This is a genomic window from Enterococcus montenegrensis (assembly GCF_029983095.1).
GTDB lineage: Bacteria > Bacillota > Bacilli > Lactobacillales > Enterococcaceae > Enterococcus_C > Enterococcus_C montenegrensis.
This window is the reverse complement of sequence record NZ_CP120467.1, coordinates 123,257-143,307: the sequence shown is the minus strand read 5'-3', so window position 1 is coordinate 143,307 and position 20,051 is coordinate 123,257. Positions and strand designations below refer to the sequence as shown.

The window sequence follows — 20,051 nt, the reverse complement described above, 5'->3', positions numbered from 1 at the left end:
GATTTCTTACCACATCCTATGGTCAATCTTGAAGAATTAACTTAATATTGAGCCGAGTTGCAACTTTCCCCTTAGATAGCCCTATCCGTTGTCGGTTCAACCTCAATTGATCACCTAGCGGCATATCATCAACCCTTAAATTCAATTAATTTTACTTTTCAAACCAATCTTCAAGCTGATCAGCACTAATTTTATTGGACAGATTAATTAACGCCGGTCTTAACGTCTGAATTGTTTCCACCAACTCTTCCCCACCAAATAATCCTGTAAATGACTTATCTGTCAGCTCTTCAGATAAATGATTAATTAATTCGCCAGTTTTTTGTTGATCTGCCAAGATATTAATTAGTTTCCCCACTAAATATTGATCTTCAAAATTACTATCTGCAAAAAAATCATACTTATCGACTTCTCGTGTAACTATTTTAATCATATCATCTTTTTTCTCATAATTAAATTCACCAGCTACATCCATATACTCGATGATACCGCTCGTAATAACGGTGACTGCCTCATCTTTCTTCTGTTTAGATAATTCATCGGCAATCGGTAAATTTTTTATCTGATCACTTACCATTTTTTGAATTTCTTCTTGAATGACTTCTTGCTGCAGTTCATAAAAATAATCATCCATAAACTCTTCACATGGATAACCAACTTCATTTTCCCATGCAGGATTTTTAAATTCCCCAGTGTAAAACTCTTCTTTGATTGCTTTCACAACTTCAGGATGTTCTTGCACAATCCTGTTCTGTCCTTTTAACTGCAAATAGTCCGAAATATATTCTTCAACGTCACCAAAGTAAAACCAGCCTACTGGTTTCCCACTAATACTCGATAATTGATTAATGACACTTTCAGGGGCTAACGCATAACCTTGAACATACGAGCTGATTGTTGGTTTCTTTATCCCCAAGCGATTGCCCAACTCTGTAAAGGACAAATTCATACTCTCTTTGATTTCTTTGATTCGTTGTCCTACCTTCACTTTATCCGGTTGTAATAAACCAAACATAGATTACTTCCTCCTTGTCATTTTTACTCATTATATCACTCGTATAAAATTTCGTATATATTTTTTACTAATTCTCTTGACTTCGTATAAACAAACGTATAAAATACAAATCATAGATGGCCGTCTATATTTTTTAAACCAATCGTATAAATTATCGTATATCCAAGAAGGAGGGCTATTATGCCAATTAAAATCAATGATCTTACTTTACCAAAAGAAAAACTCGAAAAAGAATACCAAGTTGTCAATGTTACTCGCTGGCAAAAAGACGGAGAAATTTTAGGTTGGAGTTATGAATGTATCCTACCAAAACTCCGCTACGAAAAAATCAGTGTCAAAGTCAAATCTGAAAATCCCGTGATTACTCCGGAAGAACTTACCCAACAAGGTTTAGCCATGGTTACATTTGCCAATTTAGTGATTGCACCTTGGGGTCGCTCTAACGGTCAATTCGTTAGCTATGGATTATCAGCCACGGCAGATGTGGCAACTTTGATTCCGAAAAAACAAGGCTCCACTACGCAAAACTAATTCCCCTGTGGGGTTGTTGGGTGGTTAGGACGGGAACGGCGGGGCAGCGCCCACAGAGCCGTTTCTGTCCTTTAAAACCGCCCAATAAACACATAGGCTGGAAGGACTGCTTTGCAGGACTTCCCCTTAACTTGATTTATAGAACAACATCAGGCGAAAAATGATGGTTCTTTGACAACTGAATATACATCAAGGAGTGATGATTTTTGAAAGCTTATAATCAGAAAATCATTGAGACTCCCACGTACCTTGAAATTTATGATTATGAAGCAATCATTACTCCTAAACAAAAAACAGGAAATATTGAAACCAATCCAAAACAAAAAAAGAATTAGCTTGGCTTTATGAAGAAGAAAATCCAACTAGCAATAAAAGAAAAAACTATGATGAACTATCCGCTCAAGGACAATACGACAGCTTAAAACGAAAACAAAAATACTATCAAAATATGCGTTTTGAAATTGCCCGACTCGTAGATATGAACTTTGACAATCGATCAAAATTTTTAACCCTCACTTTCAGAGAAAACATTCAAGACATTACCTATGCGAATAATGAATTCAAAAAATTTATCAAACGACTAAACTACGAACTCTATCACACAAAAAAAGCAAACCTGAAATACCTTGCCACGTGGGAAAAACAAGAACGAGGCGCCGTCCATTATCACATCATCCTGTTTGACTTTCCTTTTATCTCTAACAATCGCCTTACTACCATCTGGGGACATGGATTTGTCAAAATCAACAAGATTGATGTCGATAGTATCGAAAATCGCGGGCGCTATATTAGTAAATACTTTGATAAGGACTTAGATTTGAAAGAGCATAAGAAGAAAGCATTCTTCAAATCCCGTAACCTCAAAGTACCCAGCGTCACAAAGCAACTCGTGGATCAACCTTTTGATACCACAAATCAAGACGTGCTTTATACCAATGAGTACCTCGTAAGACGCCCAATTTTTTACAGTGCTGTAAATGAAGGTGGAACTCCAGAACAAGTGATGGATTTTCAAGAAAGCACTGTTCGCTATACCAAGATAAAAAAATAATTCATTATTCCCTACGCAAAATTCAAAGGAAGTGAGAACATGACCGAAATGAAAATTTTACTCAGTGATGATCAGATGGGCATCATTTCTACTCAACTATCTGATTTAATCACAACTGAAATCGAAAAAATTAAGACACAGGAAAACCTGCAACACCGCTATATGAATAAAAAACAAACTTGTAACTATCTACAAGTTTCCAATAATACGTTAGATGGCTGGATTAAAGAGGGCTTGCCCCTTATTCAAATCCACGGATCAAATAGATTTGACCGTATCGCCATTGATCAATGGCTTGCAAGCCTAGCAAAATAATTCCGACATCGTTATACTCCATATATAGTATTTGATTTCGGCTCGCAAACTCGGAGGGAAATACTATGGCAATTAGCAAAACAGAAAATGAAACTTACCGTTTACGGCTTTACTATCCACAAGATATCCAAGAGATGATAGGTGTAAACAAACTTTATTCCAAAACTTTTAAAACTAGAAAGGAGGCAAAAGCAGCAGAAATCGATTTTTATGCCAAGATTAAAGAGCTACGGGAAAACAAAGAAAAGAATGCTTTTGAACTAGGTGGTGAAGCACTGTTCAAAGATTTCTATGAAGATATCTGGATTGATGCTTATACAGCTGGTTTAACTTCTCGAAACACGAAGTCCCCCACTCCTGTTACAATCGCGAATACAAAAGATATTTTTCGACTTCATATCTTACCCATGTTCGGAAAATACACATTGAACTATCTGAATCAAAACAAAGCCTTTGTTCTAAAAATCATGACACAAAAGGCTGCCGAATACGCAAACTTCAAAATACTACGTAGCTACGTTAATTCTATTTTCGATTGGGCGGAAGAGCTTGAATACATTGAACGGAATAAACTAGAAAAATCGCTCAAACGGATCAACGCTACTAAGAAAAACCAATTGCAAGAAGCTAAAAAAGAAGAAGATTTATACCTCTCCTTTGAACAACTTCAAGAATGGCTAACTGCCGTCCAAAACGATTATGAAAGTGGGCAACTGACTTTACAGGACTATGTATTATTTCTGACTACCTTCTTTTTATCTGATCGCAAATCAGAAACTTATGCCATCAAATGGAAGAATGTGAATTTCACTGCTTCCCAGATTACGATTGGTAAAGCCTTAGATAAATTCGGCAATGAAAAAAGCACAAAAGGGAATAAAACGACAATTTTCCATATTCCGAATGAACTAAAGCAATTACTTCAACAGTGGAAAGTTCAACAAAAAGAAGAACTAGCTCAATTTGAAATTGAACAAACCGAAGAACAGCTACTCTTTACCTTCTTTGATGATAAAGGGAATATCAACCAAAGGCTTCATACAGATTATTTGAACTACCGCATGAAATCCATTGAGCGACGACATAAGCACCTTACCCATGCGACCCCACATAAGTTACGCCATACTGGGGCAACTTTAGCCAAACAAGCTGGTGTCGCGCTAGAACAGATTTCTGAAGCATTGACTCACAGCGATACAAACATCACAAGAACTTATGTAAATACACCAAACGTGATTCAAATGCCTATTGGTGAAATTGCCTATCGTAAATTGTCTCAAAAAGAGTCAGACCGGAATGGTGTCAACAATGGTGTCAACTCAAAAAAAGACGCTTCGCAAAGTGAATTGCGAAACGCCTGAAAGTACTGATATGAAGCTGTTTTTAACGCTTAGAGAATTGAGATGCTTTACGAGCTTTTTTAAGACCTGGTTTTTTACGTTCAACCATACGAGCGTCACGTGTTAATAGACCAGCGCGTTTTAATGCAAGACGGAAGTCAGGATCAACTTCTAATAATGCACGAGAAATACCGTGGCGGATTGCGCCAGATTGTCCAGCATAGCCCCCACCGTTTACGTTTACGATTACATCGTAAGCGCCAGTTGTTTCAGTTACGCCAAATGGTTGGTTGATAACTAAACGTAGGTCAGCATGTGGGATATATTCTTCAACGTCTTTTTTATTGATAGTAATTTTACCAGTACCTGGTACCAAACGTACGCGAGCTACTGCATTTTTACGACGGCCTGTGCCGATATATTGAGCTTGTGCCAATGAAATTCCCTCCTATTAAATTAAGTTTGTGATGTCTAATACTTCTGGTTGTTGAGCTGCATGTGGATGTTCAGCGCCACCGTAAACGTGTAGCTTCATGCCTTGTGCGCGACCCAAAGTGTTTTTAGGAAGCATACCTTTTACAGAAGTTTCGATCAAACGACGAGAATTTTTAGCACGCAATTCACCAGCTGAAACTTGTTTCAAGCCGCCAGGATGATTTGAGTGACGGTAGTAAATTTTATCAGATGCTTTTTTACCTGTTAATTTCACTTTGTCAGCGTTAATGACGATTACAAAATCACCTGTATCCACATGGGGGGTGAAAGTTGGTTTGTTTTTACCGCGTAAGATTGAAGCAACGACTGCTGAAAGGCGTCCCATTGGAACATCAGTAGCGTCTACTACATACCATTTACGTTCTACTTCGCCTGGTTTGGCCATATATGTTGTACGCAAGATTTTTTCCTCCAATTTCAATTTCGAATGTTTACAATCACTTGAGTTTCCGGGGCTCTTTGTGGGGTAAACAATACCATTTAACATAATAACGGTAAAACTGCGCAAAGTCAATCAAAAGTCGCGGCTTTTCCCAGCATTTTTAAACTTTATTTTTTCCTGCCATTATTTCCCTACTATAATAATCAAATTTTTTAGAAAAAGACATTTTCAACAAACAGTCCTTGTTACATTTTATTCCATCATTTTTCAGAAAATGATTTTTAGATTTCTTTAAGCGATTTTGTTCTTTTATACAAACCAAACTTTATAAACCAGCTATTTTTGTATGATTTATGCTTTTTTAAAAATATTTTGTATAAATATTTATATTTTTGCTTGCTTTTTAATTTTCAATTTGATACGATAGCGTCAACACATTTTTACTCACACTGAAAAAAGCACAACAGAAAGGGCGTATTTATTATGAAAGAGAAGGTTGTATTAGCATATTCAGGAGGACTTGATACCTCCGTATCCATTAAGTGGTTGACCGATGAAGGGTATGACGTCATCGCGTGTTGTTTAGATATTGGGGAAGGAAAAGATACGGCGTTTATTAAGGAAAAAGCGTTGCAAGTGGGGGCAATCGCCTCTTATGCCATCGATGCTAAAGACGAGTTCGCCGAAGAGTATGCCTTAATTGCATTGCAAGGCCACACTTTTTACGAACAGTCTTATCCTTTAGTATCTGCACTATCCCGACCGTTAATTGCGAAAAAATTAGTTGAACTAGCCCGATCAACTGGCGCTACAACGGTTGCACATGGTTGTACTGGTAAAGGAAATGACCAAGTGCGTTTTGAAGTTGCAATCAATTCTTTAGCGCCAGAATTAAAAGTGATTGCACCTGTCCGTGAGTGGAAATGGTCTCGTGAAGAAGAAATTGCTTACGCCGCCAAAAAAGGTGTACCAATTCCAGCGAATTTAGATAATCCTTATTCGATTGATCAAAATATTTGGGGACGTGCGTGTGAGTGCGGCATCCTTGAAGATCCTTGGGCAACACCCCCTGAAGGAGCTTACGAAATTACCACTGCCATTGAAGATACACCTGATACAGCTGATATCGTGGAAATTACCTTTGATCAAGGCGTTCCGGTGGCATTAAATGGTGAAACCTACAATTTTGCTGACATTATTATGGAATTAAATTTAATTGCCGGCAAACATGGCGTGGGGCGAATCGACCACGTGGAAAATCGTCTGGTTGGCATTAAATCCCGCGAAGTCTACGAATGTCCCGGCGCAGTGACTTTAATGAAGGCACATAAAGAATTGGAAGACTTAACTTTCGTCCGTGAAGTAGCCCATTTCAAACCGATGATTGAACAGCAATTAAGTAACATTATTTATAACGCATTATGGTTCAATCCACTAACTGACGCTTTAATTGCTTTTCTAAAAGAAACGCAAAAATATGTCAACGGTATCGTCCGCGTTAAATTACTAAAAGGCAACGTGATTGTGGAAGGACGTAAATCTGAAAATAGTTTATACTCTGAAAACTTGGCGACTTACACATCTGCTGATACCTTTGATCAAGACGCAGCGGTTGGCTTCATTAAATTGTGGGGCCTGCCCAGCAAAGTTCACGCTGAGGTTCAAACACAAATGCAAGCAGAAAATTTGGTAAAATAAAGACAAACAGGATATTTATTTTACCGACAATCAACTTTAAGACAAATGGCTGTGCCATAAGTTAGGTAACGATACAAACTCTAAAATTTAACAAATCGAGATTGGAATAGACGTGTTCAGCTTAGAGAAGCTACTGCTGGGCTCTCGTTTATCCGTAAATAAGCGCTGTGATTATATTCATTCACAGCCCCAAGATTCGTTACAAATCCAGCGGACTGTAGTTATTTCCGGTTGGATTTATCCCAGAGTTTTCTTACAACTTATGTCGCAGCTTTTTTAACTGACAAACGAGGTGGAGAAAGTGGCAAAATTATGGGGTGGCCGTTTTGACGGTCAAAACGAAGCATGGATTGACGCGTTTGGCGCATCGATTTTATTTGATCAAAAAATGGCAACACAAGACATCAAGGGCAGTTTGGCCCATGTTAAAATGTTGGCCAAAACAGAAATCATTACCGCTGAAGAATCCGCTGAAATCCAGCGGGGTTTAGAAAAACTGCAAGAAAAACTAGCAGCCGGACAATTAGAATTTACCATTGGAAACGAAGATATCCACATGAACTTGGAATCTTATCTGGCCGCAGAAATCGGGCCGGTTGCTGGCAAGCTTCACACTGCCCGCAGTCGTAACGACCAAGTGGCGACAGATATGCATTTATATTTAAAAGATATCGTCAAACAATTGCTGCCAAAAATTCAGCATTTTCGCAATATTTTAGTGGAAAAAGCAGCAGAAAACATCCACACCGTCATGCCTGGCTACACGCATTTGCAACATGCACAACCTATTTCTTTTGCCCATCACCTGCTGGCTTATTATGAAATGTTGACCCGCGATCAAACGCGTTTTACTGAAAACTTACAGCGAATTGACAGCATGCCACTAGGTAGTGCCGCACTTGCAGGGACGACCTTTCCAGTCGACCGCTTTTTTACGGCTAATGAACTAGATTTTGGTAATATTTATGCCAACAGTTTGGATGCTGTTAGTGATCGTGATTTCATTTTGGAATTTTTAAGCAACAGCGCCATTATGATGATGCATCTCTCCCGCTTTTGCGAAGAGTTGATTTTGTGGTGCTCCCATGAATTTAAGTTTGTGGAATTAACCGACAGCTTTTCTACCGGCAGCTCAATTATGCCCCAAAAGAAAAATCCCGATATGGCCGAGTTGATTCGCGGTAAAACTGGTCGCGTTTACGGCAACTTATTTGGTCTTTTGACCGTTATGAAAGGCTTGCCCCTTGCCTACAATAAGGATTTTCAAGAAGATAAAGAAGGCATGTTTGATACAGCGGAAACGATTTTAACTAGCCTGGATATTATGGCAGGCATGATTGATACCATGAAAGTCAACAAAGAAAATATGGCGCAAGCCACTGAATCGGATTTTTCCAATGCAACAGAACTAGCCGATTACTTAGCCAACCACGGCGTGCCATTCCGCGAAGCCCACGAAATTGTCGGCAAGTTAGTCCTAGCCTGCATTCAACGGGGGATTTTCCTCCAAGATGTGCCGCTGGAAGAATACCAGCAAATCGCACCTGTCATTGAATCGGACATTTATGAAAAATTATCTTCTTATAACGCCGTTAAAAACCGCCACTCTTATGGTGGGACCGGTTTTGATCAAGTAGACAAACAAATCAAAGCCGCCAAAACGCAACTGCAAAAAGAAAAAGCTGCCGATTAAACTACGGGCGTCAATATTTAACATAGTCCTGACAATTTTTATCATATAAAAAGTTAAAATACCTGTATTATAGAAGAAAACTTTTGGTCCCTTGCTTTCAGCACCAAAAGTAATCGCCCCATTCTTGCAACTGTGAGCTTTGTGGCAAACTTCTTAATCCAGGTATTTTTTATATTGAACAATAAAATGAACTAAAGGTATCCTAACCTAAGCGCGCGTAATACGATAAAATTTTGATAATTTGTTTTTCAAATTTAAACGTAAAGCACCAGCAACTTTTTCAAAACAAAAAATTACATATTTTTAAAAAAAAGGGAGGAATTTAATCTTTTGGGTTTGTAGTATAAGTGAAGTCAGGAAATACCAAAAGCAAACAAAATAGTTTTAATTTGCAACATATCTTAACGAGGTGGTGAAGTAATGGAAGAAATTGAAAACACCCTCTTTTATCGCAGGGTGAAAAAGCGCGATGAAGCGGCCTTTAACACATTAATTACCGCCTACAGTAAATTATTATGGGCAGTGGCTAGTCGCAGCGGCGCGGCAAACGGCATGGATTTAGAAGAAGTAGTCAGCGATGTCTTCTTACGCTTGTGGGAACAGCCGGAAAAATTTGATGAAAAAAAAGGGAGTCTAAAAACTTATTTATGCATCATGACTGAAAGTATGACAAAAAACAAATTACAACAAGCACGCCGGCGTCAACACGAAACACTAGCGAACATTGAGGAAAACACAGATGAGTTAGTTAGCAGTGAGTTGGAAGAAAAAGCGGCTTGGCAGGAAATTTACAGTCTTATTATGACTTTTGATGAGCCAACGCGCCAAATTTTACTTTGGCGAATCTTCTACGAACTAACGCCCCAAGAAATCGCCAAGAAGTCCGGATTGCCGGCAAAAGAAGTCGACAACCGGTTGTATCGGGGACGAAAAAAATTACGCAGTTTGGTAGAACGCAATTCCTTTTTCAGAGAGGTGGAAAATACATGAAAAAACATCCTTTAGAATACTTAGACGATACCCAGTTAGATGAGTTGTTACATTATAACGAACAGCCCTTTGATAAAGAAAATAAAAATAACATCCACCAAAAATTTGCTACAAAAAAAGCTTTGGTTAAAAAAAGAAACCAGCGACGACGCCGCTGGTTAATCAGCGGTGCCACAGCTGCTTTAGCTTTAATATTAGTCGGCTTTACTTTCCGAGATGATTTATCGGTGGCTTACAAAAAACGCTTTGGCAATCAAACAGAACTCCTTTTATTAAATTCTGATAAGTTAAGTCAAAACGTTACCGATCAAGGATTGGAACTAAAAGCCGTCGCTTCTTTTAAAGACGGAAGTAATCAATATCTTGTCAGCCAACTAACCGATTTAACCGGCGAACGCTTGGACGAAAGCACCATGATTGATCGTTGGCAAATGTTTGGCGGCGGGAATACCCAAATGACCCATTATGATGCCAGTACCAAAACGGCGACTTTAGTAACCAGTGCAATCGGCGCTGATGATACGCCAAATTCAGGTTTTCAATTAACGGCCTTTACCAGTGGAAAAAAAGACTTTGCGACAACCTATCAGCCAAATTGGCAAAACTTACTACAAGCCAAAAAGAGCTGGATTGATTTAACGAAACAACAAGCGCAAGGAGGCGGTCTAAATGAGGAAGTTGCCAAAAATTATGGTGTGTCTTGGAATGAACTGGTGAAAACTGGCCTTAAACCTTCACAAGTAAACGAAAAATTAGATAACCAGTTTACGATTTCAAATATTGCCTACAAAGACGATTTACTCCATCTGCAATTAAAAATACCCAATACACCCAAAATGGCGGCAGTTTTCCCGCAGTTAGTAATAAATGATAAAAAAATTGATTCTTTCGCTGATTTTAGCGTCGATTATGGCACCCATAACAACAAAACTGGTCGCGCAGATTATCAAGAGTACATTTTCCCAGTTAAAAAAGCCGATTTAACTCAGGCAAAACTTGTTTTAACAGGTTGGCGGTGGGAAACTTACCAAGAGGGAGATTGGGCCATTCAACTGAAAAAAGCCAAAGAACTTCCGTTAACCAAAATCTCCTCTCAAACGCTCACAACGCAACAAGGAGAGTTGAAATTAGATAACATCCAGCTTTCACCTATCGCCCTTGATTTTAACTACACCGGCAATTTAAGCGGCACGACGATTACATTAAACTATGAAGATGGCACAAAATTTGCAACCACCGTTGAATATGACGATCAGCTCAATCACAAAAAAGCCGAAAATTTTCGTTACGAATTCGGTCTAAAAGATAACAAAGAAATCAAAAGCATCACCTTTAACCAGCAAAAATTAAAAATAAAATAAGAAAAGCTGAGCAAACCGCCCTCAGCTCTCAAAAAATAAGCGCGGGATTTCTTAAAATTGTTTTTCTAATTTTTAGAAATTTCGTCTTATTTCTTGGAGAGCTAGTTTGTGAAGCTAGACAATAAGAAAAGCGGAGCAAACTTGGCCAACTCGCTAGCAATAAGGCAGAAGCTTGATAAATTTTTTCTAATTTCTCAAGTTTTTGCCTTATGGTCGCTCTAATTCTTGAAAACTTCATTTTTTCCCTTAAAATAGAAAAACAAAAAAAACAGCGCACCACTTCCTTGTCGCTTAAGTGAAAGACCCCAAATTTATTTGGATCTTCAACTTAAAAGATGGGTCGCCTGCTTTTTTGCTTTTTAGCTTTTTCAGGAGGTTTTCTACTAGTTTTACTTGGTTTTTACAACGTTTTTTGACTGTTTTTTTCCTCTTTGCTTTTCAACAAGTTTTCCACTAGGCCCTACTGGGGTCTGACTGCTTTTTTCGTAATTTTTCCACTGAGCTCTCAAAAAAAGTTTATTGAAATTCTGTCATTTCAGAGCGGAAACGCAATGGTAAATGATTGCGTTGGGTGCTAGGGTTAATGCGCTCTTTAATCGTCACAGCGGCTAAAAAGGCGCGCCACTGCTCCCCTACGATATCATTGCCTTGTAAAAACTTATCTTTGGGCAGCGTGATATTTTCTAATAAACGATAGCTGCCATTTTCCAGACAGGCTAATAATTGATGGGTTTCATCGTAAATCATGACCTTTTCATTGGCGTAACGCTTTGCAAAGTGTGGGCAAATATACGGCAGACAGTAGTGCTTTGGCATAATTTTAGCAAACAAAACGTCCTCCACATATTCAAATCGAACAAAACCTTTGTACTGGTGGGCCTCACCATACAAAGCACGGACTGCTGTATCTAGTGCTAAAATTTCCGGTTTACCAATAAAGTTCTGCAAATTATCTTTGGTATCAAGGCCAATATGTAACGCGTGAAGCAAGTAGGTCTCCTTGTTTTCCAAACTCGTATTAAAGCCGTCGTGAAGAAATACATAGTTATTTGGTGTTAGAACTTCTTGCAGGCGACGGGCAATCTTTTCGGCTTTTTTTTCATCAGTTTTAATCCACTCCGGCGGAAATAAATTATTTTCCGTTGTAGCCGGATTTAACACGACAGCCGGAAATTGATGGCGGCGAAATGACAGGTCAATGACGGTATAAAAACCCGCCAATGTCCCATCGTATTCCAAAATGTCGATCGTTTCTTTCATCCACACCATCACAAATCCCTTCTTTCTGATGCTTTAAATTGTATATTGTCTTATTGCAACGCAAATTGGTGCTGCTGGCCTTTTTGCCGCTCAAAACGTTCGACATCAAACAAGCTCATCTGCTCACCAAAACTTTGGGTATTAAGAGCCTGCAGCTGCTTAAATTGGCGTTTTGAAATCAAGGCTTCAATAATCCACTGGGGATCTTGGACTAAGCCGGGAAATTTTTCGTGGTTGCAGCTGACAAAGTATTGGGCACGTTTTACAACCACGCCTAACTTTTTTAAATCGCTCAAATGAAGACGATAATATTTGCGGGCGCGTAATATATTGCGGGCGCTCTTTGGCCCTACGCCAGGAATGCGCAAAAGCGTATTTAGATCTGCGGTTTGCACATCAATAGGAAAACGATCCAAATTTTGAATTGCCCAGTTGGCCTTGGGATCAAGATATAAATTGAAATTGGGTTGTTCTTTTTTCAAAATTTCATCGGGGGTAAAATTGTAAAACCGCATGAGCCAGTCGGCTTGATACAGACGATGCTCCCGCAACAAAGGCGGCTTTTGCGTTACAGCTGGCAGGAGTGAATCATCATTCATCGCAATATAAGCAGAATAATAAACGCGTTTTAGCTGATACTTTTGATACAAATTGCCGGAAATTTTTACTATTGCACGATCTGTTTCCGGGCTCGCCCCGATAATCATCTGGGTAGATTGTCCTGCTGGCACAAAAGGCGTCTTGTGACGGTAAAGTGCGGGCAGTAAATTTTGCTCTTCTTTTTTTAAGGCAATTTGTTTCATCGGCTTATATAATTCATAAGGATCTTTATCCGGTGCCAAAAGCTGCAGGCTATCTTTTGAAGGCAGCTCTACATTTACACTCATACGATCAGCCAGATATCCCAAGCGCTCGATCAAGAGGCTATCCGCCCCAGGAATCGCTTTAACGTGAATATAACCGCGAAAGCCTTTTTCAAAGCGTAAAATTTCCAATGTTTTAATCATCAACTCACAGGTATAATCCGGTGATTTTACAATCGCCGAGCTTAGAAACAGGCCTTCAATATAATTTCGCAGATAAAAATCAAGCACTAAATTCGCCAATTCCGCTGGTTTAAACGTAGCCCGCGGGCGCTGATTGGAACGACGATTGACACAATAATGGCAGTCGAAAATACAAGCATTGCTAAACAACACTTTCAACAACGACACGCAGCGTCCATCCGCGGTAAAAGAATGACAAATTCCAGCAGCTTCAGTACTGCCGATTGTCCCACTGCGACTCGTATCACTCACACCACTGCTGGAGCAAGAGACATCATATTTGGCTGCATCCGCTAAAATGCCGATTTTTTTCGTTAAATCCATTTTGGGCACCACCTTTTCTGACAAGACAAACCGAACGCATGTTTGTATTTTAACAAGAAAAAAGACGCCTGTCAAAAGACGTCTGCTGTAAATTTTTTAGAGTAGCAATTCGTACAAATCACACGTATCTGTGCCCCGGTCATCAAAAGAACGCAATTCTTTACGCTCCCGCCATAAGTAACCGCATTTTTCATAGAGACTTTTTGCCGGTAAATTATCCGCAAAGACATCGAGGCGAATGGCCTGACAGCCTTTTTTTCGCGCAACTTCTTTAGCACACGCTAACAAACTACGCCCAATATTTTGACCTTTAAAATCAGCATCTGCCAATAGCGTATGAATGACTAAAAACTCTTCATCCAAAAGGTGTTGATTTGCCCAAGCAATTTCGGAATATTCTACTTCATGCTCATGATTTAAAATAACACTACCAACAATTTGACCGTCAATTTCTGCGACATAAAGTTCCTTTTTAGACAAGGAGGCTGTCATATCACTTACCAGTGGGTAGATTTTTGGTACCCAACTTACGATTGGATAATTGATTTGTGCCATTCCTTTGTTAAAAAAAGCTATAACCGCCTCTTTTTCAGCCTCGTTTGCCAAACGCGTTTTTACTGCCATCTGCTCACCTTCTTAGCCAAATTTCTAAGTATTTTCTTAACTCAACTATACCATTGTCGAAGCTAAAATGCAGAAATGTTTTGCCATAACTGCAGCTTTTGAGCTTAATTTCTACTATTTTACGTCTCTTAACAGTGATAATCTTAGGAAATCAATCAATTTTTTAGTAAAAATTAGCGGCCTCTTTACTGCTGAAAAGCACAAATAATAGTAGCAAACTTCCCCAAAAAATTTGCTACTATTATTTGTAAGTACCACCAGTCCCTGCGGCAGTTAAATTCTCCCCATTGTATTTGGCCTCTCTTTTTTGAATTACCTTTTGAGCCAAGTTGGCCCAATCCAAAGGTCGTGGCGGTGCTAACCAGACAACACAATCTTTTTGGTAATCCTGCCCTAACTCCCGTGAGTCTGTCAGTAGAATATCCGCATCCTTGATTGTCGGAACAACATTTGCGCCGATCTGTTTAAAAAAATCGAGGTTTTTTACGATAAATTGGTTGTACAAATTGCCGTATGAAAAATCGACATACACATTGATCGTTTCCAAAATCAATTTTTTAGGAAACGAATCCAAAATTAAAAAGAGATACTGCAGTAAAAGCTGTTTTTTCTTGCGATACAAATCAGGTGCTGTTTGCTTAAGATTGCTGATATACCGCCTGCAAAATGCTAATACGCGCGGAAAATTTTGCTGAAAATAAATAATATTTATTTCCGGCTGAATACTTTCAAATGCCGTGCTTGTCTCTAACAATTGAAAATGTAAATAACGGCTACGGGTCAAAAATCCAGCCAAACTTTCCGTTTCCTTGACTAGTTTTGGGAAAGTTTGAATTAATTGCGCAAGTAAGTTTTGACTCCATTGATTGATCTGTGGACTTTCTGCAAGTGCAAATGTTAATCCGATCTCTTTGGAACGCGCCCCGTAATAACAGTAAAACGCCGCCGCTTCAGCCTCCCGGTATTGCGAAGGAACCCGGTAAAAAAAGGCTGTTTGCATTTCTTTTTCCAAATTTTCCGGCAACAGAAAACTTAAGTCTTGCCACTCTACATACTTTTTTTGCTGAATACGTAAATTGGTTACGTGTAAGTAATGCATCAACTTCATTTTTTGATGCATCGTCATTTTGATTAAATCCAACGCTTCTAATTTCGTTTGAATCATATTTTGGTCGGCCACAGGATAAATATCTTGATCATTTTTAAAAATCCGGGCAAATAACTCGGTTAAAAATAAGCGCACGTTCTTTTCACTTTTACCGGTTAAACGAAACTTTTTATCAATCGTGATGTCGAAATTTTTTAAATACGTATTCAAATTTTTATAATTGCTATGGGCAATTGGGTAACTGATCAACTTTTTTTCGGAAAGATCATTCAAGGATTTGAACTGCCCTAAAGCAGCCCCTGCTAAAATTTGAAAACTCGTTGATTCTGCCACGTATTTTTCTAACAACGTTTCAGAACTTGCACTTCCGGTAATTTCCAGTTGCAAAAAAGGTTCCTCGACAAAAAGATTTATTTCTGGTGCCAGCTGATAGTGTTCCAAATCTAAAATCAGCTGATCAATCAGGCTTTTTAATACATAATTGGAAATTCCTAATTCTTCCATTAATTCTTTTTTTGTTAAAGCAAAATACGGGCTGCGTTCTACTTTTTTCAAGAGCTGATATTTACGCCACTCTTCTTTTGCTAAAAAATTAGCCAGCAAAGTCATCACTCACTCTCGCTTCTAATTTTCCATTTCCTTGACCGTACAATACCAACCCCGATAATACATAGGCACTTTGCGCAATTTCTGTCCATTCATCGGCATCATCTCCTCCAGTTGCATTTCCTTCTGGCAATAACGCTGCGATTTCCATGGGGGCAAAAAATTCGTCATTAAGCATTAAAACTTGATTTTTTCTCCGCCCTTGTAAAGGTGATAAGTAGTAAGGCTCACTTGGAAAGACAGCTGTTTTTTTACTTTTTGTCTGTTGTTTATCTAATAAATAAGCGTCTTTTGGCACTACGTCTTGCATCACTTTTTTTGCCTCTATTATTTTTTTAGCGGATTTTGGCGAGACAACGATAGGTAACCTATCTGCCTCTTTCTCCAATGCTAATTTTCCATCTGTCTTTTGGGTGTTATTGGTTTCAATTTTTTGTTCTTCATTTGCGATTGGTGTAATCGCATTATGCGGATCTAATGGATCATAAATAACCGTATTGGCTAAGGCGTGTTCTGAAAACAAGAAAATTGAAGCTCCTACTGCTAAAAAGACCGAACGCGTCATTTTTCTCATTACATCACCCCTTTTCTAAAATTATGAACTGATTTTTTTAATGATGATAATTCCCAGCACCAAGCAAAGTAAAAACGATACGATAACGCCGATGCCATACCAGCGATTTTGTTGCTGATTTTTTCGCGTAATCGTTTTTGCCTGTTTTACCATTTGTGCCTTTATTTGCGACTGGGTATTATTTTGAACCAGCTTGCCGTACACCACATAGCGCCATTGCGTTTGCGTTGGTTTATCGCAGGTGATTAGTGTAATCTCTGTTTGATTGTGATCATCCAGAACTTGCAGTTCACTTTGATGCACGAGTTTTGTTTCCTTTACTTTGTAATGATAAAAATTATTTTCGTAGCGTAAATAAATGCTATCGCCTAATTTCACCTGGAGTAATTTGCCAAACAGCAAGTTCTCACGCCCAAGATGATGACCAATCAAGACAAAATTATGATCTTGTGGCGAGCGCTCTGGAAAAAGCGAACCTGCGCCTACTAATAGTTCTTGGTTGGTCACACCGTTAAAAACAGGCACGCTGATTCCTACTGCCGGTAATGTTATCCCGCCGCTTTCTTTGAAGACGGCCGTTTTCTTAAACGCTAAAACATCAGCTAAATCCGGTGGCTGCACAGCTTCTAAAGCCACACTTTCTTCACTTGTATGCAAAGGACTTGTTTTAAGTGTGACATTATCGGTTTGATAAATTAACAATGCCTGCTTTAAAAAAGGTAAAAAAAGCAGGGTCACTGCTAGGACATACAATAAAATCAGACTAATTTGAACTTTTTGCTTCATCATCTGCTTTATTTTTCTTTCTGCGCCAAATAATAAAGAACAAAATTAACAAGAGCAGCAATAAAATACCGATTAAAATATATACCCAGGTATAGTCTTTTTTGATGGTGACATCTGAGTCGTTTAATTTTTTGGCTACTTCAGCTTTAATTTCAAAGTCTTTTGACAATGACCAATGGTAGTGATAATTGGTTTCTTTATGACCATCTCCAATAAATTTAAACTGTCCTTTTTCATCTTGCTGCCCATAGGCTTCGATTTTCATGGTATACTTACCGGCTTTTAAAGCTTCACCATTTAATGCTACAGCTAAATCAAAATTGGAATTTGGTGCCATTTGCATGCCTTTTTTTTCTGACGTATAAAGTGCTGTATCACTGCCTTTTTTGCTAATCGTTGTTTTTGTCGCTAATTGATTTAAATAGGTAGGATTAGGATTTTGTAAATTCCCTTGAATGACATTTCGTGCATTGCGCTGATCTGCGGCGACCTTCGTTAGTTTCAAGTTCGGCGCGCCATTATCTGTAGTTTGGCGCATCAATAACGCCACAACATAGGAATACTCATTTTTAATTGCTAAGCCTTTATCTTCTTGCTTGGCAGTGGAATTATCTGTCTTTGCGGCTTTTTCTTTAAACGTGATGCCCCCGGCAATTACACCAGAAAATTTCTCATTGGGCATCTGTATTTTAATTTTATATTCCGCTGCTGAATGAGGCGCCAAGCTAACCTCACTTGGTGCTTTTACAAAGTCTTTAATATTATATTGCAGCGTCTCATCTGCTTTAATCTCATTTTGGCTGTATTCAACAACCCCATTGCCATTAGTAGTGGCACTATTGATTTGAGCTTCTACGATTACTTTTTGTTCCGTGTCATTGCGTAATGCAACGGACAATTCATCTGCTTGGTTTGGTGCCAACAATAAATCAAAATACGTCTTTGTCTTATCAATTTGATTAGCAGAAGTCTTTGGTGTCACAGCAAAGTTAAACTCCGAGGCAAAACTCGGCTGTGGTAATAACAAACAGCAAAAAACGGCTGCTAGCAACATGATTATTTTTTTTACCTTCATTTCTATAATCCTTTCAATGAAAAAATAGTTAGTAATTAAAACAGATTACCCGAACAATTGAGACATTTCTCTATGCTAAAAATCACGCCATAAACAGCGTTTTTAGCACGTTTATCTACTATTGTCCGGGTATTTTGTCTTATTTTAATTTTTTATTCTATTTCCCATGTCTTAAAACTTAATTTCCTGGTGCGTCAGTTAACACCCAAGTAAAGGTGGTTGTATATTTTTTAGCGTATTTCGTTGTTGCCCCCGGTACGCTTAATTCAATACTTTCTGCTGCTGTGGTAGCATCTGTACCCCAATCTAGTAAGTAGGTCCCGGCACCTTGCCCTGCTGTTGCAGACATTACATCTTGCAAAGCACCACTTGGATCAGCAATAATAGTCGCTTGACCGGTAGGCGCTGCTGAATCAGAAGCCGTTACGACATGGCCGTTTTTAAAAACAATTTCAGCCCCAGTTAATTCTTCATTATCAGCTGTTTTAAATTGATTATTTTGTTTCATTTGTAACGTCCAGCCAGCTTCTGTCCCCCGGTTGTCTGTTACTTGCACAAAGTTAGGTCCTGTTTTTTCTACGGCATCTTTGTCCACATATTTTTGTGCTTTTGCTTTGTAGACTTCGTTTTTAGACGTAATTTTTTGCGAGCCAAAATCTAAACTTGAAGCATAATCAATCGATAATGGGCCAGCAGTTCCTGGATTTGGGCCAGCTGGATCTGTTGGATCAACGGGTTCCACTGGGTCTACTGGATTGATTGGATCAACGGGATTAGTGGGATCTGTGTTTGGTGTAAACGTAATAATCCCATTTGAATCATAATTGGCGCCATCGGCTGCTAAAGCTGTCGTACCACTTAGAGCCACGCCTGCTAAAATACTTGTTGTTAGAAATAAATAACCAATTTTTTTCATTGTAATTGCTCCTTTTTTATTAATTTCCTGGTACGTCAGACAAACTCCATGTTAATGTCGTGCTGTATTTTACCGCATCTTTTGGTGTGCTACCTGGCACAGATAACGTAATAGCTTTGGTTACTTGCGCATCTACTTGTGTCCCATCTTTGTCTGTTTCTTTAACAGTCTCAACACTACCCCAACGATCAACATAAGTTCCGGCACCTTCACCTGCTTTAGCCGACATAACCAAACTTTCGCTGGCATCTGGATTTAATTCAATCACACTGGCTGCGGTTGGATGAACCGCAGTTGAATTACTCGCAACTGTCGGGCTCACTAACTTCACTACTGAACCAGTCAATGTATCATTTAACGCACTTGCAGCTTTGAATTGACCATTTTGTTTTACTTTTAAAGTCCAGCCGGCGTTATTCCCGCGATTATCTGAGATTTGTACATAATTCGGCGTTGCGGCTGTCCCATCTTTATATTGTTGTGCCCGTGCATAATACACTTGATCACTATTGGTAATTTTATTTATCCCAAAGTCTAAAGAAGAAGCGTAGTCAATGGATAATGGGCCATCGGTACCAGGTTTTGGACCGTCTGGATCTGTTGGATCGACTGGCTCAACCGGATTGGTAGGATCTGGATTGGTGGGATCAACTGGTTTGGTGGGATCTGGATTGGGAATAAATTCCACCACCCCGTTTGAATCATAAGCTACTGAAGCTGCGTGAGAAACCAACCCACCAGCCATCGAAAGTGATAAAGCTGCTAGAGCTGCCACTGTCATAAAGCGGATATTTTTCATGTCTATTACTCCTAACGTTTTGAGTTATTTTCCTTTTATTATTTCTCTTTAATTTTATAAAT

19 protein-coding genes and 1 pseudogene are annotated in these 20,051 nt (G+C 38.9%); 8 read left to right on the top strand and 12 right to left on the bottom strand.

The window, feature by feature from the left end; translation table 11 throughout:
* Positions 1-151: 151 nt before the first annotated feature.
* Positions 152-1,015, bottom strand: coding sequence for a helix-turn-helix domain-containing protein (locus P3T75_RS00640; RefSeq protein WP_156190011.1), 864 nt, complete (start codon positions 1,013-1,015; stop codon positions 152-154).
* A 180-nt stretch (positions 1,016-1,195) separates the two neighbouring features.
* On the opposite strand from P3T75_RS00640, the gene P3T75_RS00635 reads away from it, so the two are divergent.
* The 4 genes and pseudogenes from P3T75_RS00635 (at position 1,196) to P3T75_RS00615 (ending at position 4,273) form a co-directional block, all read left to right on the top strand.
* Positions 1,196-1,546, top strand: coding sequence for a hypothetical protein (locus P3T75_RS00635; protein ID WP_156190012.1), 351 nt, complete (start codon positions 1,196-1,198; stop codon positions 1,544-1,546).
* Between the two features lie 206 nt (positions 1,547-1,752).
* A pseudogene (locus P3T75_RS00625) lies at positions 1,753-2,597 on the top strand (rolling circle replication-associated protein).
* 39 nt (positions 2,598-2,636) lie between these two features.
* Positions 2,637-2,912: a helix-turn-helix transcriptional regulator gene (locus P3T75_RS00620; RefSeq protein WP_002340127.1), complete on the top strand. Its 276-nt coding sequence runs from the start codon at positions 2,637-2,639 to the stop codon at positions 2,910-2,912.
* 65 nt (positions 2,913-2,977) lie between these two features.
* The gene (locus P3T75_RS00615) at positions 2,978-4,273 is read left to right on the top strand and encodes a site-specific integrase (protein ID WP_282461947.1); all 1,296 of its coding nucleotides are present in this window, start codon (positions 2,978-2,980) and stop codon (positions 4,271-4,273) included.
* A gap of 22 nt (positions 4,274-4,295) precedes the next feature.
* Here P3T75_RS00615 and rpsI read toward each other — a convergent pair whose 3' ends face one another.
* Positions 4,296-4,688 carry a 30S ribosomal protein S9 gene (gene rpsI, locus P3T75_RS00610; RefSeq protein WP_206903211.1) on the bottom strand — a complete coding sequence of 131 codons (393 nt, stop codon included), beginning with the start codon at positions 4,686-4,688 and terminating at the stop codon, positions 4,296-4,298.
* Positions 4,689-4,703: 15 nt separating this feature from the next.
* A complete protein-coding gene (gene rplM / locus P3T75_RS00605; RefSeq protein ID WP_303754245.1) occupies positions 4,704-5,150 on the bottom strand; it encodes a 50S ribosomal protein L13 in 447 nt (148 codons plus the stop codon).
* A 462-nt stretch (positions 5,151-5,612) separates the two neighbouring features.
* Here rplM and P3T75_RS00600 point away from each other — a divergent pair, with 462 nt between their 5' ends.
* From P3T75_RS00600 to P3T75_RS00585, 4 genes are all read left to right on the top strand, one after another.
* Positions 5,613-6,827, top strand: a complete 1,215-nt coding sequence (locus P3T75_RS00600; RefSeq protein WP_242595801.1) for an argininosuccinate synthase — start codon at positions 5,613-5,615, stop codon at positions 6,825-6,827.
* A 301-nt stretch (positions 6,828-7,128) separates the two neighbouring features.
* A complete protein-coding gene (argH, locus tag P3T75_RS00595) occupies positions 7,129-8,520 on the top strand; it encodes an argininosuccinate lyase (protein WP_282461946.1) in 1,392 nt (463 codons plus the stop codon).
* A gap of 420 nt (positions 8,521-8,940) precedes the next feature.
* The gene (locus tag P3T75_RS00590; RefSeq protein ID WP_282461945.1) at positions 8,941-9,510 is read left to right on the top strand and encodes an RNA polymerase sigma factor; all 570 of its coding nucleotides are present in this window, start codon (positions 8,941-8,943) and stop codon (positions 9,508-9,510) included.
* Positions 9,507-10,871, top strand: coding sequence for a hypothetical protein (locus tag P3T75_RS00585; RefSeq protein WP_282461944.1), 1,365 nt, complete (start codon positions 9,507-9,509; stop codon positions 10,869-10,871). Before P3T75_RS00590 ends, P3T75_RS00585 begins: the two co-directional genes overlap by 4 nt.
* Before the next feature lie 516 nt (positions 10,872-11,387).
* On the opposite strand, the gene P3T75_RS00580 is transcribed toward P3T75_RS00585, so the two are convergent.
* The 9 genes from P3T75_RS00580 to P3T75_RS00540 form a co-directional block, all read right to left on the bottom strand.
* Entirely contained in the window at positions 11,388-12,140 is a 753-nt protein-coding gene (locus P3T75_RS00580; RefSeq protein ID WP_282461943.1) for a TIGR03915 family putative DNA repair protein, read from the bottom strand.
* Positions 12,141-12,181: 41 nt separating this feature from the next.
* Complete coding sequence (locus P3T75_RS00575; RefSeq protein ID WP_282461942.1) at positions 12,182-13,501, bottom strand: putative DNA modification/repair radical SAM protein; 1,320 nt, start codon at positions 13,499-13,501, stop codon at positions 12,182-12,184.
* Between the two features lie 96 nt (positions 13,502-13,597).
* Complete coding sequence (locus P3T75_RS00570) at positions 13,598-14,125, bottom strand: GNAT family N-acetyltransferase (protein ID WP_282461941.1); 528 nt, start codon at positions 14,123-14,125, stop codon at positions 13,598-13,600.
* Between the two features lie 241 nt (positions 14,126-14,366).
* Positions 14,367-15,842 carry a helix-turn-helix domain-containing protein gene (locus tag P3T75_RS00565; RefSeq protein ID WP_282462548.1) on the bottom strand — a complete coding sequence of 492 codons (1,476 nt, stop codon included), beginning with the start codon at positions 15,840-15,842 and terminating at the stop codon, positions 14,367-14,369.
* Complete coding sequence (locus tag P3T75_RS00560) at positions 15,826-16,413, bottom strand: hypothetical protein (protein ID WP_282461940.1); 588 nt, start codon at positions 16,411-16,413, stop codon at positions 15,826-15,828. The genes P3T75_RS00565 and P3T75_RS00560 overlap by 17 nt, the downstream gene beginning before the upstream one ends.
* Before the next feature lie 21 nt (positions 16,414-16,434).
* Positions 16,435-17,202 carry a class A sortase gene (locus P3T75_RS00555; protein WP_282461939.1) on the bottom strand — a complete coding sequence of 256 codons (768 nt, stop codon included), beginning with the start codon at positions 17,200-17,202 and terminating at the stop codon, positions 16,435-16,437.
* Positions 17,177-18,274, bottom strand: coding sequence for a DUF916 and DUF3324 domain-containing protein (locus P3T75_RS00550; RefSeq protein ID WP_282461938.1), 1,098 nt, complete (start codon positions 18,272-18,274; stop codon positions 17,177-17,179). Before P3T75_RS00550 ends, P3T75_RS00555 begins: the two co-directional genes overlap by 26 nt.
* Before the next feature lie 178 nt (positions 18,275-18,452).
* Entirely contained in the window at positions 18,453-19,190 is a 738-nt protein-coding gene (locus P3T75_RS00545) for a WxL domain-containing protein (protein ID WP_282461937.1), read from the bottom strand.
* A gap of 19 nt (positions 19,191-19,209) precedes the next feature.
* Positions 19,210-19,989, bottom strand: coding sequence for a WxL domain-containing protein (locus P3T75_RS00540; RefSeq protein WP_206903199.1), 780 nt, complete (start codon positions 19,987-19,989; stop codon positions 19,210-19,212).
* Between the last annotated feature and the right edge of the window lie 62 nt (positions 19,990-20,051).

What these genes read in the sequence shown, in the direction of transcription:
- P3T75_RS00640 (WP_156190011.1), bottom strand. Translation starts at nt 1,015, where the DNA reads ATGTTTGGTTTATTACAACCGGATAAAGTGAAGGTAGGACAACGAATC.
- P3T75_RS00635 (WP_156190012.1), top strand. Translation starts at nt 1,196, where the DNA reads ATGCCAATTAAAATCAATGATCTTACTTTACCAAAAGAAAAACTCGAA.
- P3T75_RS00620 (WP_002340127.1), top strand. Translation starts at nt 2,637, where the DNA reads ATGACCGAAATGAAAATTTTACTCAGTGATGATCAGATGGGCATCATT.
- P3T75_RS00615 (WP_282461947.1), top strand. Translation starts at nt 2,978, where the DNA reads ATGGCAATTAGCAAAACAGAAAATGAAACTTACCGTTTACGGCTTTAC.
- P3T75_RS00600 (WP_242595801.1), top strand. Translation starts at nt 5,613, where the DNA reads ATGAAAGAGAAGGTTGTATTAGCATATTCAGGAGGACTTGATACCTCC.
- P3T75_RS00590 (WP_282461945.1), top strand. Translation starts at nt 8,941, where the DNA reads ATGGAAGAAATTGAAAACACCCTCTTTTATCGCAGGGTGAAAAAGCGC.
- P3T75_RS00585 (WP_282461944.1), top strand. Translation starts at nt 9,507, where the DNA reads ATGAAAAAACATCCTTTAGAATACTTAGACGATACCCAGTTAGATGAG.
- P3T75_RS00580 (WP_282461943.1), bottom strand. Translation starts at nt 12,140, where the DNA reads ATGGTGTGGATGAAAGAAACGATCGACATTTTGGAATACGATGGGACA.
- P3T75_RS00575 (WP_282461942.1), bottom strand. Translation starts at nt 13,501, where the DNA reads ATGGATTTAACGAAAAAAATCGGCATTTTAGCGGATGCAGCCAAATAT.
- P3T75_RS00570 (WP_282461941.1), bottom strand. Translation starts at nt 14,125, where the DNA reads ATGGCAGTAAAAACGCGTTTGGCAAACGAGGCTGAAAAAGAGGCGGTT.
- P3T75_RS00565 (WP_282462548.1), bottom strand. Translation starts at nt 15,842, where the DNA reads ATGACTTTGCTGGCTAATTTTTTAGCAAAAGAAGAGTGGCGTAAATAT.
- P3T75_RS00560 (WP_282461940.1), bottom strand. Translation starts at nt 16,413, where the DNA reads ATGAGAAAAATGACGCGTTCGGTCTTTTTAGCAGTAGGAGCTTCAATT.
- P3T75_RS00555 (WP_282461939.1), bottom strand. Translation starts at nt 17,202, where the DNA reads ATGATGAAGCAAAAAGTTCAAATTAGTCTGATTTTATTGTATGTCCTA.
- P3T75_RS00550 (WP_282461938.1), bottom strand. Translation starts at nt 18,274, where the DNA reads ATGAAGGTAAAAAAAATAATCATGTTGCTAGCAGCCGTTTTTTGCTGT.
- P3T75_RS00545 (WP_282461937.1), bottom strand. Translation starts at nt 19,190, where the DNA reads ATGAAAAAAATTGGTTATTTATTTCTAACAACAAGTATTTTAGCAGGC.
- P3T75_RS00540 (WP_206903199.1), bottom strand. Translation starts at nt 19,989, where the DNA reads ATGAAAAATATCCGCTTTATGACAGTGGCAGCTCTAGCAGCTTTATCA.